The sequence below is a fragment of the Pseudomonas sp. AC247 genome, assembly GCF_979258015.1.
On sequence record NZ_OZ409829.1, the window covers coordinates 4,300,939 to 4,313,866 of the forward strand.

Here is a 12,928-nt window from a genome sequence, read left to right on the forward strand (position 1 = left end):
ACCAGTGAAATGCGTATCAGGTTTTTAGGAGCGTTGTAATGCCTGACCTCTATCACTTCTTCCAGCAGTTGGTTAATGGCCTGACCATTGGCAGCACGTATGCCCTGATTGCCATCGGCTATACGATGGTTTACGGCATCATTGGAATGATCAACTTCGCCCACGGCGAGGTGTACATGATCGGTTCCTACGTGGCGTTCATCGCCATCGCCGGGCTGGCCATGATGGGAATCGACAACGTCCCGCTGTTGATGACCGCAGCCTTCATCGCGAGCATCGTTGTCACCAGTTCCTACGGTTACAGCATCGAACGGATCGCCTACCGCCCCCTGCGCGGCAGCAACCGTCTGATCCCGCTGATCTCCGCCATCGGTATGTCGATCTTCCTGCAGAACACGGTTCTGCTGGCGCAAGACTCCAAGGACAAATCCATCCCCAACCTGATCCCCGGGAACATTTCCTTCGGGCCAGGTGGCGCACATGAAGTGCTGATTTCCTACATGCAAATCGTGGTGTTCGTGGTGACGCTGATCGCCATGCTCGGCCTGACGCTGTTCATCTCCCGTTCTCGCCTGGGTCGCGCCTGCCGCGCCTGCGCCGAAGACATCAAGATGGCCAACCTGCTGGGCATCAACACCAACAACATCATCGCCCTGACCTTCGTCATTGGTGCTGCGCTGGCGGCCATCGCGGCCGTGCTGCTGAGCATGCAATATGGCGTGATCAACCCCAACGCCGGTTTCCTCGTCGGCCTCAAAGCCTTCACCGCAGCGGTACTCGGCGGCATCGGCAGCATCCCCGGCGCCATGCTCGGCGGGTTGGTGCTTGGGGTGGCGGAAGCGTTTGGTGCCGATATCTTCGGTGACCAATACAAGGACGTCGTGGCTTTCGGCTTGTTGGTTCTGGTGCTGTTGTTCCGTCCGACCGGCATTCTGGGCCGTCCGGAGGTTGAGAAAGTATGACTAGGAATCTTAAACAGGCACTGTTCAGTGCCTTGCTGGTGTGGGCTGTGGCCTACCCGGTACTCGGACTGAAACTGACCATCGTCGGCATCAACCTCGAAGTGCACAACACCAGCCCGATGATTCTGGCGACCATCGCCATCTGTTCGGTGCTGATGTTCCTGCGGGTGCTGTTCAACCAGCAGATCAGCAAGGCATGGAAATCCTCGCCGGGTATGCCGCTGATCCCGGCCAAGGCCAGCAACTTCCTGACCCTGCCGACCACCCAACGCTACTTCATCATTGCGCTGATCATCGGTGCATTGGTGTGGCCGTTCTTCGGTTCGCGTGGCGCGGTGGACATCGCGACGCTGATCCTGATCTACGTGATGCTTGGCCTGGGCCTGAACATCGTCGTCGGTCTGGCCGGTCTGCTCGACCTCGGTTACGTCGGCTTCTACGCCGTCGGCGCCTACAGCTACGCGCTGCTGTCGCACTACTACGGCTTGAGCTTCTGGATCTGCCTGCCGATTGCCGGCCTGATGGCGGCGACGTTCGGCTTCCTGCTGGGCTTCCCGGTGCTGCGCCTGCGCGGTGACTATCTGGCGATCGTGACCCTCGGTTTCGGCGAGATCATCCGTCTGTTCCTGCGTAACCTGACCGACATCACTGGCGGCCCGAACGGCATCAGCAACATCGAGAAACCGACGTTCTTCGGTCTGACCTTTGAACGCAAGGCTGCGGAAGGCATGCAAACCTTCCACGAGTATTTCGGCCTGCAATACAACTCGATCAACAAGGTGATCTTCCTCTACCTGGTTGCCCTGGTACTGGCGCTGGCGGCGCTGTTCGTCATCAACCGTTTGCTGCGCATGCCGATCGGCCGTGCGTGGGAAGCGCTGCGTGAAGACGAGATCGCCTGCCGTGCTTTGGGTCTTAATCCGACAATCATCAAGCTGTCGGCCTTCACACTTGGCGCTGCGTTCGCCGGTTTCGCCGGTAGCTTCTTCGCCGCCCGTCAGGGTCTGGTAACCCCGGAGTCGTTCACCTTCATCGAGTCGGCAATCATCCTCGCCATCGTGGTGTTGGGCGGTATGGGTTCACAGTTGGGTGTGATTCTGGCCGCCGTGGTAATGATCCTGTTACCGGAAATGATGCGTGAGTTCAGCGAGTACCGCATGTTGATGTTCGGTGCGCTGATGGTGTTGATGATGATCTGGCGTCCACAAGGTCTGCTGCCGATGCAACGCCCACACATGGAGTTGCGAAAATGAGCCGCGAGATCCTTAAAGTCGAAAACCTGAGCATGCGCTTCGGCGGCTTGCTGGCGGTCAACGGCGTGGCCCTGACCGTCAAAGAGAAACAAGTGGTTGCACTGATCGGGCCGAACGGCGCGGGCAAGACCACCGTGTTCAACTGCCTGACCGGTTTCTACCAGCCAACGGGCGGCAGCATCCTGCTGGATGGCGAGCCGATTCAAGGCCTGCCGGGCCACAAGATCGCCCTCAAAGGCGTGGTGCGCACCTTCCAGAACGTGCGCTTGTTCAAGGACATGACGGCGGTCGAGAACCTGTTGATCGCCCAGCACCGTCACCTGAACACCAACTTCCTGGCCGGCCTGTTCAAGACCCCGTCGTTCCGCAAAAGCGAGCGCGAGGCCATGGAGTTTGCCGAGTACTGGCTGGAAAAGGTCAACCTCAAGGAGTTCGCCAACCGTACCGCCGGCACGCTGGCCTACGGTCAGCAACGGCGTCTGGAAATCGCTCGCTGCATGATGACCCGTCCGCGGATCCTCATGCTCGACGAACCGGCTGCCGGCCTCAATCCGAAGGAAACCGAAGACCTCAAGGCGCTGATCGGCGTGCTGCGTGAAGAGCACAACGTCACCGTGCTGCTGATCGAACACGACATGAAACTGGTCATGAGCATTTCCGACCACATCGTCGTGATCAACCAGGGCACGCCTCTGGCCGACGGCACGCCGGAACAGATTCGCGACAATCCTGAAGTGATCAAAGCCTACCTGGGGGAAGCGTAAATGCTGCAGTTCGAAAACGTTTCCACCTTCTACGGCAAGATCCAGGCCCTGCACAGCGTCAACGTCGAAGTCCGTCAGGGCGAGATCGTGACCCTGATCGGCGCCAACGGTGCCGGCAAGTCGACGCTGCTGATGACGCTGTGCGGTTCGCCGCAAGCGCACAGCGGCAGCATCCGCTACATGGGTGAGGAACTGGTCGGCCAGGACTCGTCGCAGATCATGCGCAAGAGCATCGCGGTGGTGCCGGAAGGTCGTCGGGTATTCGCCCGTCTGACCGTGGAGGAAAACCTGTCCATGGGCGGCTTCTTCACCGACAAGGGCGACTATCAGGAACAGATGGACAAGGTTCTCGGACTTTTCCCACGCCTGAAAGAACGCTTCAACCAGCGCGGCGGCACCATGTCCGGCGGCGAACAGCAAATGCTCGCCATCGGCCGTGCGCTGATGAGCAAGCCGAAACTGCTGCTGCTCGACGAACCGTCGCTGGGCCTGGCACCGATCATCATCCAGCAGATTTTCGACATCATCGAAATGCTGCGCAAGGACGGTGTGACGGTGTTCCTGGTCGAGCAGAATGCCAACCAGGCGCTGAAAATCGCTGACCGCGCCTACGTTCTGGAGAACGGTCGTGTGGTCATGCAAGGCACCGGTGAAGCACTGCTGACCGACCCGAAAGTACGCGAGGCGTACCTCGGCGGTTGATGCGTACGCCCAACAAAAAAAACGGCCTTCGGGCCGTTTTTTTTACCCCACACATCCCCCCTGTAGGAGCTGCCGAAGGCTGCGATCTTTTGACGTTGGTTCTTAAAAACAAGATCAAAAGATCGTCCGATCGCGGCCCGAGCCTGCGGCAGCTCCTACAGGATATTGGTGTTAGTACGGGTTGCAGTGTTGGGCTACAGCGGTGGCCTGATCGACATACGGACGCGCCGGTTCAAGGTTCCACTCAGGCTTGTTGCGCACGGGCTTGCCCTCGTAGGTTGCCGCCAGATGGCAGACCATCTGCCGACGCAGTGACCCGCCGTTGACGCTGTACTGGCGCCATTGCGAATCGTCTTTGTGCTTGTTGTAGAGCTCGGCAAACATCCGGTCAGTCTGGTCATCCTTGATCGCGCGGCCGCAGGCGGTCGGCACCACTGACAGCGACCAGGTGTTCGGCCCCAGTTTCGGATCCGGCCGTTGTACCCAAGTGCTCGATTCGATGTACTTCTCACAGAACTGTGGCGCCGCTGGCGTCGCGGTCTGGATGCACGAGAAGCTGGCCTTGGCCACCGGAGTTTTCGGGAAGTCGATCTTGATGATATTGCGATCCTTGCCGGTCTTGGCCTTGTAGTCGCGCTGATTGGCCATGGCATCATTCAAGCCGCGTTGGTCACTGTAGAAAAACGCCAGAATCGGCAGTTCATCGGTTTTCGGATTGCCCAGACGCAGCTCCGTCTGCGTTTGAAACTCACGGCTGTTGATGACTTTGCGCGCGCCCAGGAAGTTGCGGAACGCATCCACCCGCTCCTTGCTGCTCATCGGATTGCGCATGTTGAAACCGCACTGCAACTGATCCTGCTGCCGATTATTGTTGTACTGGGTGAAGTGCGCGACCCAGGCATTCGGGCTGGTGATCGGTGGTTTCATCGCCTGGCAAACCGCTTCTGTCGGGGCGGTATTTTTGTTGTCGCCACAGCCCCGATCATTGCGAAAATCGGTCCAGGCATCGTTGGGAAACGCACAGTAGACATGCACCGGCGTCTCGGGGTCGCGCACCAGGTCTCTGGGCGTAATCAGATAGCCGTTCTGCGTGCTCATGCCCGGATCTTCATAGCTGACGCCATCGGCGCGCATATACGAGGCGGCAAACGTACCGATTTCCACGGCTTTCGGACTGGGATTCCACACATCCCATTTCTGCCCCTTCGCCGGGTCGGCGCGGTGCGTGCCGCGAACCAGTAGTCCGGAACAGTCCGACGCGGGGTCCTGCCCGCAACTGTCGACGGTTTTGTTATACAAGGTTTCGACCTTTTTCAGTGTCTCGTCGCACGACTCGGCATGCGCCCACGTCGCCTGAATCAGCAGCGGGAACATGAGCAATGGAGCGATCCTGTTCAAACGTTTTTGCATGGCTTGCATCTCCTTGATTAGCCAACACACACCTTCAACGCGGCACCGGGTTGCAACCCGCCGCCCGGGTTTCGCTGTCCGACAACGCCGGCCGGAAAGGCTCGAGATTCCACGGCGTCTTGTTGCGGTAATTGACCAGCACGCAGCTCAATTGCTGACGCATGCTGCCCACCGACTTTTCGTTGTCGCGCCAATTGCTGTCAGCGCCTTTGAGGGCAAACAGTTGCTGGTAGATCGCGTCAATCTGTTCTTTAGGCAAGGCCCGCCCCGCCGCCGTGGGCACAATGCTCAGGCTCCATTCATCCTTGCGGGTGCCGGGGTCATAACGTTTGATCCAGTCGGCCGAAGCAATGTATTGCGCTGCAAGCGGTGGCGGCTGGGTGCCGCTCGCCACGCCAAGATCGATCGCCTGATCGGCCGCAACGTAGCTGAAACGCTGTTCGGCAGGCTTGGTGAAATCCAGCCGCAGAATTGGCACGCTGTAGCCTCGCGCCTGAAGTTTTTTCTGGAAGTTGCGTGCGCTGTTCAGGCCGTTCTCGGGTTTCGGTGGCGCCTGATCACCGCGAGTGGCGAAGTTCTGCGTGCTGTTGACGTTGTAGATGAAGGCATCGATGTACTTCATGTTTTCGCTGCCATCGTTGGTCGCCGTGGCGTTTTTCAACATGAACTCGTTGACCTGGGCACTGAAGGCAAAAGGGTCCTTGTTGGTGGTGTTTGGCCGCGACTCGTGCACGCGGATCATCGCTTTCCAGTCGCTGGGTTTTTCCGCGTTCCACGAACATTGGCCGTATTGAATCGGCCCCTTCATCAACCCGGTGTATTTCTGCGTCCACTGCTCGGCGGTGCTGACCCCGGCTTCGGCACAAGTGCCATAGGCCAGCGCGGCATTGCGATTGTTCATCACCCCCTGCGCCACGCGCGGCGGCTCGCGACTGTCGAAGAAACCGCAGCCATACCACTTGCGCTCCGGCCCCGTGCCGCCATCGAAAGCGTAAATACAGGTGAAGCCCTGCTCCTTGACCGGCAGGTTCAGCGCCGCCGCATCGGTGGGCGTGCGCAGAATGAACCCGGCCGGGTGGATGAGGATTCGTGTGCTCAGATCCTTGCGAATCCACGAGTAGGACGTCGCACCTATCTTGATCGCGTAAGGGCTGTAATCCCACGGATTGAAAGGCCCGTCATTGACCATGCGCAGCGTCACGCCGCTGCAGTAATAGAGCCCCCGCGCGGCGCCGGTATCGGGTTCCTGGCAGGAATCCTTGAGGGTGTTGTAGTTGGAATTGATCCGCTTGAGTGTGTCCAGCGGATCAGGCTGCGGCTGGGCGATCGCCGTGTTCAGCAATAGGGGCAGCGTGAGGGCGAGCGCCAAAGATGAAATTCTGCGCGATAGCACAGCGGAGTCCGAGCAATCCTTTGTCATGAGATACCGTCCTGGTAAATCGGCCCGATACGATGGGCCTTCGAAATGACTATAGAACACATCTGCAAACACGATCCCCCTGTAGGAGCTGCCGAAGGCTGCGATCTTTTGATCTTGTTTTTTACAACCAACGTCAAAAGATCGTCCGATCGCGGCCCGAGCCTGCGGCAGCTCCTACAGGGGTAGTGAAAAAGTTTTTGCGTAGGGTGTAACGCATCGTCATGAGCGTTCTCTAGAGGGGTAAGCAAGCGCAAAAGCGCTTGTAAAAACCCTGATCAATACTGGAGAAACATCATGACTGCTACCACCCGCACCCTGTCCGCCACCGCCCTGGTTCTGGCCCTCGGTTCTGCCCTGAGCATGGCTGCCGTCTCCACCGCCCACGCCGCCGACGACATGGAAAAATGCTTCGGCGTCGCCATGAAAGGTCACAACGATTGCGCCGCCGGTGCAGGCACCACGTGTGCCGGCACGGCGAAAATGGACTACCAGGCCAACGCCTGGAAACTCGTCCCGAAAGGCACCTGCGCCACCACCGAAAGCAAGACCTCGCCGACCGGTTTCGGTCAGATGGAAGCCTTCAAAGCCAAGTCCTGATCCAAGTCCTGCCTGAGTGACGATCATGTTTACAACACAAGACACTCCCCTCCCCGGCACTCAGGCAGCCCTTGCCGAGCTCCCGCCCCGTGCAGGGCTGGGGCTCAAGACCGGGCACTTTCGTGAAGTGCTCGACACTCAACCGGACATCGGGTTCTTCGAAGTCCACGCCGAAAACTACATGGTGGCCGGCGGCCCGTTTCATCATTTTCTCGGTTTGATTCGTCAGCAGTATCCGCTGTCGCTGCACGGTGTCGGTTTGTCCATCGGCGCTGAAGGGCCGCTGGATCAACAGCACCTCAAACGATTGGCCGAGCTGATTCGACGCTATCAACCACAATCCTTTTCCGAACACCTGGCGTGGTCCAGCCATGGCCCGGTGTTTCTCAATGACCTGCTGCCACTGGCTTACGACACGCCGACGCTGAACCGCGTCTGCGCGCATGTCGATCAGGTGCAGAACGCCCTGAAACGACCGATGCTGCTGGAAAATCCAGCGACGTATCTGGCGTTCCAGCGCTCGACAATCGATGAACCAGAGTTCATCGCCGAGGTGATCCGCCGCAGTGGCTGCGGTCTGTTGCTCGACATCAACAATGTTTACGTGGCGTGCATCAATCATCAGCGCGATCCGCAGGCCTACCTCGATGCATTGCCGTTGCACGCGGTCGGCGAAATTCATCTGGCAGGGTTTGCTGAAGATTGCGACAGCCTCGGTGACCGCTTGTTGATCGACGATCATGGCGCACCGATTGATCAGGCAGTCTGGCAGTTGTACCAGCAAGTGCTGGAGCGCATTGGCCCGGTGGCAACACTGATCGAGCGCGACAATAACGTGCCCGCTTTCAACGTTTTGCTTGCCGAGACGCAACGGGCCGACGCGTTGTTGCGGCAGGTCGGGGGACAGCCATGAGCAGTCAAATGGCATTCGCCGCCGCCCTGCTTGACCGACAACTGCCCTGCCCCGAGGGGCTGTGCAGTGCCAACGGCGCCGATCCGGCCAGCCGTTTCGCGGTGTATCGCAATAACGTGCTGGGCTCACTGATCAACGCGCTGGCTGACGGTTACCCGGTGGTCGCGCAGTTGGTTGGCGAGGAATTTTTCCGTGCCATGGCGGCACTTTTCGTACAGGCAAACCCGCCCCGAAATCCGCTGATGAGCCGCTATGGCGAACCGTTTGCGGACTTCATTGCAGCCTTCGAACCCGCCGCCAGCGTGCCGTATCTGGCCGATGTGGCGCGCCTCGAACAGTTGCGCACCCTCGCCTACCACGCCGCCGACGCGTTGCCTGTCCGGCCGGCGGAAATCACCGCTGCACTGGCCAAACCGGACATTCTCGGCGAGCTGCGTGTGGGGCTTCATCCGTCCCTGCACGTGCTCGGTTCGGCCTATCCCGTGGTTGCCATTTGGGCGGCGCATCAGCGCGGGGCATCGCTCGCGGGCATCGACCTCAATCACGGCCAAAGTGCGCTGGTACTGCGCAATAACCTCGACGTCGAAGTGTTTGCCGTTCAACCCGCCGCCCATGGGTTCATCCGCCATCTGCTCGACGGCATGCCCGTGCTGACGGCGGCAGAGAACAGCCCGCCATTCGACCTCACAGAAGTACTGGGTCTGCTGATCGCGCGGAACGCCATCACTCAACTGAACGCCAAGGAATTGCCATGAATCACCTGATCGTCCACGCCATCGCGCTGCTGGAAAAAATCCCCCACAGCCTGATCGCTTTCGTTGCACGCTTTTCGATTGCCGCCGTGTTCTGGAAGTCCGGACAAACCAAAGTCGAAGGCTTGGCCATCGACTTGATCGACGGCACCTTTGAGCTCGGTTGGCCACGCCTGGCCGACTCGACCATCCCCTTGTTCAAGAGCGAATACCAGGTGCCTCTACTGTCGCCGGAAATTGCCGCGCACCTGGCGGCGTTTGCCGAGCACTTCTTTCCGGTGCTGATCCTGATCGGCTTCGCCACACGGTTTTCGGCGCTGGCATTGTTGGGCATGACCCTGACTATTCAGCTGTTTGTGTATCCCGATGCCTACCCGACTCATGGCACCTGGGCGGCAGTGTTGCTGTACCTGATGGCGACCGGGCCGGGAAAACTCTCGCTCGACCACCTGATCGCCAAACACTACAACCACTGACACTCATGTAGGAGCTGCCGAAGGCTGCGATCTTTTGATTCTGTTTTTTTCGAAGCCAGATCAAAAGATCGCAGCCTTCGGCAGCTCCTACAGGGGGATGGGTCAGTGCTGGAGGCGATCAAGCGCCTCGCCGCTGCGCTTGAACCAGCCGATCAGATAGTCCGCCAATACCTGCGTGCGTTTCGGCAAACCGCCCTGATACGGATGCACCAGGTACATCGGCATCCGTCGGGTCTGATAGTCGCGCAGCAGCAGGCGCAATCGGCCGTCAGCCAATTCCGCCTGGAGCAAGTACGAAGGCAATCGGGCGATGCCCGCGCCAGTGAGCGCAGCTTTCTTCAGCAGGTTGTAGTGATTGCTGGCGAACGGCCCCGACACCCGTACTCGCAGCAATTCGTGCTGCTGGTGATACAGCCATTCCTCACGGCCGCTGTAGTGGCTGTTGAGCAAACAACGGTGCTCGGCCAGCGCCTGCGGGGTCGTCGGTTCGCCGAATCGCTGCAGATACGCCGGGCTGGCACAGGTCATTTCCTGCCAGGCCAGCAGCGGCTTGGCGACCAGTCTCTCGTCGTTGGCCACCTCGCTGCGAATCGCCAGATCAAAACCGTCGCGGGACAAATCCCGATAGCTGTTATTCAACTCCAGTTCGATCTGCACCTCGGGATACTGCTGCGAGAACTCCAGCAGCAAGCCATCGAAGAAGGTTTCTCCCAGCGAAACCGGAACCGTCATCCGCACCGGACCGGCCATATCGTCTTTCAGCCGCGCCAACGCCTGACGCGCTTTTTCGACCTGCACGACCAGCGCCTGCGCTTGCGGCAGCAACGCCGCACCTGCCGCCGTCAGGCTTAAGCGACGCGTGGTGCGCTGCAGCAGCACCACAGAAAAGCGCGCTTCAAGTTGGCTGATGCGTTTGGACAACTGCCCCTTGCTGCAGCCCAACTGCTGCGCCGCCAGGGTAAAACTGCCGGCCTCGATCAACACGGCAAACGCCGCCAGATCATCCATTTCGCTCATGGATTGTTTCCATTTGAAAACCAAAGGTTGCCTATTAGCGCGCTTATCCGCAGAAAAAACCACTCTAGACTGAGTCCTCGTTCAATCACTTGAGGTACAGCTCGATGAAAATTCTATTGATAGGCGCTGGCGGCACCATTGGTTCAGCCGTGGACAAAGAGCTCTCGCAACATCATGAAATCATTCGCATCGGTCGCAACAGCGGTGATCTCAATGTCGATATCAGCGACAGCGCATCGATCCGCCAATTGTTCGAACAGACCGGCAAATTCGACGCGCTGATCTGCGCTGCCGGTAACGTGACCTTCGCGCCGCTCGGCGAGATGACTGGAGACAGCTTCGCCCTCGGCCTCAAGGACAAGCTGATGGGCCAGGTCAACCTGCTGTTGATCGGCCGCGAATTCGCCAATGATGGCGCTTCGTTCACCTTCACCACGGGCGTGCTCAGTCATGATCCGATCCGCAGCGGTGCGTCGGCGGCGCTGGTCAACGGTGCGCTGGACAGTTTTGTGCGGGCGGCCGCCATTGAGTTACCGCGCGGCCTGCGGGTGAATTCGGTCAGTCCGACCGTGTTGCTGGAAGCGATGGGCAAATATGCGCCGTACTTCCGGGGCTATAAGCCAGTTGCTGCGGCAGATGTGGCGTTGGCCTACGCGAAAAGTGTCGAAGGCCTGCAAACCGGTCAGACGTTTCATGTGAACTGAGCCGTCTACTGCAACGAGGTGGGTCAGCGAGCGGGTTCAAGTTGCTTGGCGTACCCACCGGCGCGCTGTCGAAGCCAGCGCTGCAGCGGTCGTTCGAACAGACGATGGCAAAGCAGGCTGGCGCCGATCAACACCGTGAAAAACAGCAAAAAACTCCACGGTTGATAAAACACCTCGCGCCCATGGAAGAATTTGTCGGCCAGCAACGCCGCAGAAATTTGCAGCGGGAAATGCAGTAAATAGGTGGCGTAACTGATGTCGCCAAGCCAGGACAGACGCCTGGCCAACGGTTCCAGCCATGAGTGACAGGCCGCCACGCAGGCGACGGACAGCGGAAACAGTACGGCAAATTTGATCAGTGCCGATTGGTTTGCATCGTCGAACAACCACCAGCCTGCCGCGCAGACGAGCGCCAGACTCACACCCACCCAGCGCTCGGCAAACCGCCGCAACAACGCGGCCACCCCGAAGTAGGCCAAGCCACCGCCGAAAAATCCGATCACACCCAGGGCGATTTTGTAATGCGCGGGAAATATCCACGCGGCGCTGACCACCAAACCGACGCTGATGACTAGCGGCGCAGGCGCATAACGCCACAGCAGAAAAAATGCGCCGTACAACAGCACTTCCACCGAGACAGACCAGACCGGCCCATTGAACGACCAACCGTCCTCGAACCCCCACGCGGGCGCCAGAAGCACATTCAACAACGCGTGATACGCATCGTTGAAAGGATAAACAAATGCGTTACCGGTGTAGGCGCTGTAGATCTTTTGCAGCACTGCGACGCCAACAAATGTCACCAGATGCAATGGGTAAATCCGGCTGAACCGATCAATGAAAAACTGTTTGGCGGTCAGTTCGCGCTGCGCGAGGGCACGCGCAAACAACCAGAAAAACACAAACCCTGAAAGACTGAAAAACAGCGAAACGGCATCGCCGCCATGGCGGTAGAACAGCGAAAAAACACTGTAAAACGGTTGTTCCTCGCGCAGTAACGAACCGGGCACTGCGCCGAGGAAAAAGAAGTGTTGCCAGTGCCAGAACACCACGGCCAGCGCCGCGAGGCCGCGCAATGCGTCCAGCGCATGCAGTCGTTGAGGAAACACCGAAGAGTTTTGCTGCATGTCTGATGAGCCCGCTGCTGGACAGGTGCGCCACTATGCTGTGGCCCGGTGCTCAACTCAAGCGTAGGCAGGCATCGGCCACACAAGCCTTGTGATCACCGCCCACCCTCAGTAACGTGGTGGCACTTGTCTGGAGAGTCGAAGATGCGTGTTGCCCGTTCGTTAGTCCTGGTTGCCTTGCTGCCATTGTTTGCCGCCTGCCAATTGTTCGATGGCCAGCGTGAAAGTGCCTCGCACGTCGGGCAGACGCGGATGCAGGGGCAACTGACCGCCGCTGACGGCAAACTGGTGTTTCAGCCGTGTCAGGATCAGCGCCAACTGGTGGTCAATGACATCGGCGGCACCAGCGTCCTGCAAGAGGCGGCGACCCTCGCCGATGAGCAGGGCAAACTGTTTGCCGATGTTCGCGGCAAAGTCGCCGGTGATCGCCTCGATCTGACGCAGCTGTACCGCGTCGAGCGCTCCGGTACGGCCTGCGATGATCCGAATTTCAAACTGCTGATCCTGCGCGCGACCGGCCATGGCCCGGAGTGGAACGTCAAGGTCAGCGGCAAAGGCATGGTCATCGACCGTGAAGGCCAGCCGCCACTCGCCGTGCCTTATGTTGAAGAGCAACTGGGCGACGGCCGCTTCAACCTCAGCAGTGAAGCCAACAACCAGCGCATCGAATTGTGGGTCGCGCCGCAGCGCTGCGTCGACAGCAACACCGGCAGCGTGCAGCACATGAGCGCCGAGTTGCGCATCGACGGCCAGGTGCAGCGCGGTTGCGGGTATTTCGGCGGATCGCGCAACGACTGAGCGTTTTAGCCTCACCGGATCCGGCCTTTGCGG

General features: G+C 59.3%; 14 protein-coding genes. 10 read left to right on the forward strand and 4 right to left on the reverse strand.

Features of this window, described 5'->3' with window-relative positions; translation table 11 throughout:
• Positions 1–38: 38 nt before the first annotated feature.
• The 4 genes from livH to ACZZ0B_RS19530 are packed head-to-tail and all read left to right on the forward strand — an operon-like array spanning position 39 to position 3,681.
• Positions 39–962, forward strand: coding sequence for a high-affinity branched-chain amino acid ABC transporter permease LivH (gene livH, locus ACZZ0B_RS19515; RefSeq protein ID WP_008082254.1), 924 nt, complete (start codon positions 39–41; stop codon positions 960–962).
• Positions 959–2,215 (forward strand): high-affinity branched-chain amino acid ABC transporter permease LivM, encoded by a 1,257-nt coding sequence (locus ACZZ0B_RS19520; protein WP_008082257.1) that lies wholly within the window; start codon positions 959–961, stop codon positions 2,213–2,215. The genes livH and ACZZ0B_RS19520 overlap by 4 nt, the downstream gene beginning before the upstream one ends.
• A complete protein-coding gene (gene livG / locus ACZZ0B_RS19525; protein ID WP_008082259.1) occupies positions 2,212–2,979 on the forward strand; it encodes a high-affinity branched-chain amino acid ABC transporter ATP-binding protein LivG in 768 nt (255 codons plus the stop codon). Before ACZZ0B_RS19520 ends, livG begins: the two co-directional genes overlap by 4 nt.
• On the forward strand, positions 2,980–3,681 hold the full coding sequence (locus tag ACZZ0B_RS19530; protein ID WP_008082262.1) for an ABC transporter ATP-binding protein: 702 nt from the start codon (positions 2,980–2,982) through the stop codon (positions 3,679–3,681).
• 171 nt (positions 3,682–3,852) lie between these two features.
• On the opposite strand, the gene ACZZ0B_RS19535 is transcribed toward ACZZ0B_RS19530, so the two are convergent.
• Positions 3,853–5,091, reverse strand: coding sequence for a DUF2599 domain-containing protein (locus ACZZ0B_RS19535; protein WP_463546031.1), 1,239 nt, complete (start codon positions 5,089–5,091; stop codon positions 3,853–3,855).
• A 34-nt stretch (positions 5,092–5,125) separates the two neighbouring features.
• Positions 5,126–6,460, reverse strand: coding sequence for a DUF2599 domain-containing protein (locus ACZZ0B_RS19540; protein WP_463546032.1), 1,335 nt, complete (start codon positions 6,458–6,460; stop codon positions 5,126–5,128).
• A 345-nt stretch (positions 6,461–6,805) separates the two neighbouring features.
• Here ACZZ0B_RS19540 and ACZZ0B_RS19545 point away from each other — a divergent pair, with 345 nt between their 5' ends.
• From ACZZ0B_RS19545 to ACZZ0B_RS19560, 4 genes are read left to right on the forward strand one after another with little or no spacing between them, the layout of a single operon-like run.
• Positions 6,806–7,108 carry a BufA1 family periplasmic bufferin-type metallophore gene (locus ACZZ0B_RS19545; protein WP_008086321.1) on the forward strand — a complete coding sequence of 101 codons (303 nt, stop codon included), beginning with the start codon at positions 6,806–6,808 and terminating at the stop codon, positions 7,106–7,108.
• A 25-nt stretch (positions 7,109–7,133) separates the two neighbouring features.
• Positions 7,134–8,021 (forward strand): MNIO family bufferin maturase, encoded by an 888-nt coding sequence (gene bufB / locus ACZZ0B_RS19550; protein ID WP_463546033.1) that lies wholly within the window; start codon positions 7,134–7,136, stop codon positions 8,019–8,021.
• The gene (locus ACZZ0B_RS19555) at positions 8,018–8,776 is read left to right on the forward strand and encodes an HvfC/BufC N-terminal domain-containing protein (RefSeq protein ID WP_463546034.1); all 759 of its coding nucleotides are present in this window, start codon (positions 8,018–8,020) and stop codon (positions 8,774–8,776) included. Before bufB ends, ACZZ0B_RS19555 begins: the two co-directional genes overlap by 4 nt.
• The gene (locus ACZZ0B_RS19560; RefSeq protein ID WP_463546035.1) at positions 8,773–9,249 is read left to right on the forward strand and encodes a DoxX family protein; all 477 of its coding nucleotides are present in this window, start codon (positions 8,773–8,775) and stop codon (positions 9,247–9,249) included. Before ACZZ0B_RS19555 ends, ACZZ0B_RS19560 begins: the two co-directional genes overlap by 4 nt.
• Positions 9,250–9,351: 102 nt before the next feature.
• Here ACZZ0B_RS19560 and ACZZ0B_RS19565 read toward each other — a convergent pair whose 3' ends face one another.
• Positions 9,352–10,266, reverse strand: a complete 915-nt coding sequence (locus ACZZ0B_RS19565) for a LysR family transcriptional regulator (protein ID WP_463546036.1) — start codon at positions 10,264–10,266, stop codon at positions 9,352–9,354.
• Between the two features lie 104 nt (positions 10,267–10,370).
• Here ACZZ0B_RS19565 and ACZZ0B_RS19570 point away from each other — a divergent pair, with 104 nt between their 5' ends.
• Positions 10,371–10,970, forward strand: coding sequence for a short chain dehydrogenase (locus ACZZ0B_RS19570; RefSeq protein ID WP_463546037.1), 600 nt, complete (start codon positions 10,371–10,373; stop codon positions 10,968–10,970).
• 23 nt (positions 10,971–10,993) lie between these two features.
• On the opposite strand, the gene ACZZ0B_RS19575 is transcribed toward ACZZ0B_RS19570, so the two are convergent.
• A complete protein-coding gene (locus ACZZ0B_RS19575; RefSeq protein WP_463546038.1) occupies positions 10,994–12,097 on the reverse strand; it encodes an acyltransferase family protein in 1,104 nt (367 codons plus the stop codon).
• A gap of 144 nt (positions 12,098–12,241) precedes the next feature.
• Here ACZZ0B_RS19575 and ACZZ0B_RS19580 point away from each other — a divergent pair, with 144 nt between their 5' ends.
• Positions 12,242–12,895, forward strand: a complete 654-nt coding sequence (locus tag ACZZ0B_RS19580; RefSeq protein WP_008086332.1) for a COG3650 family protein — start codon at positions 12,242–12,244, stop codon at positions 12,893–12,895.
• The last annotated feature ends 33 nt before the right edge of the window (positions 12,896–12,928 follow it).

Coding starts and splice junctions, on each gene's coding strand:
- ACZZ0B_RS19555 (WP_463546034.1), top strand. CDS start 8,018: ATGAGCAGTCAAATGGCATTCGCCGCCGCCCTGCTTGACCGACAACTG.
- ACZZ0B_RS19535 (WP_463546031.1), bottom strand. CDS start 5,091: ATGCAAAAACGTTTGAACAGGATCGCTCCATTGCTCATGTTCCCGCTG.
- ACZZ0B_RS19560 (WP_463546035.1), top strand. CDS start 8,773: ATGAATCACCTGATCGTCCACGCCATCGCGCTGCTGGAAAAAATCCCC.
- ACZZ0B_RS19580 (WP_008086332.1), top strand. CDS start 12,242: ATGCGTGTTGCCCGTTCGTTAGTCCTGGTTGCCTTGCTGCCATTGTTT.
- ACZZ0B_RS19545 (WP_008086321.1), top strand. CDS start 6,806: ATGACTGCTACCACCCGCACCCTGTCCGCCACCGCCCTGGTTCTGGCC.
- ACZZ0B_RS19570 (WP_463546037.1), top strand. CDS start 10,371: ATGAAAATTCTATTGATAGGCGCTGGCGGCACCATTGGTTCAGCCGTG.
- livH (WP_008082254.1), top strand. CDS start 39: ATGCCTGACCTCTATCACTTCTTCCAGCAGTTGGTTAATGGCCTGACC.
- ACZZ0B_RS19520 (WP_008082257.1), top strand. CDS start 959: ATGACTAGGAATCTTAAACAGGCACTGTTCAGTGCCTTGCTGGTGTGG.
- ACZZ0B_RS19530 (WP_008082262.1), top strand. CDS start 2,980: ATGCTGCAGTTCGAAAACGTTTCCACCTTCTACGGCAAGATCCAGGCC.
- ACZZ0B_RS19575 (WP_463546038.1), bottom strand. CDS start 12,097: ATGCAGCAAAACTCTTCGGTGTTTCCTCAACGACTGCATGCGCTGGAC.
- bufB (WP_463546033.1), top strand. CDS start 7,134: ATGTTTACAACACAAGACACTCCCCTCCCCGGCACTCAGGCAGCCCTT.
- ACZZ0B_RS19565 (WP_463546036.1), bottom strand. CDS start 10,266: ATGAGCGAAATGGATGATCTGGCGGCGTTTGCCGTGTTGATCGAGGCC.
- livG (WP_008082259.1), top strand. CDS start 2,212: ATGAGCCGCGAGATCCTTAAAGTCGAAAACCTGAGCATGCGCTTCGGC.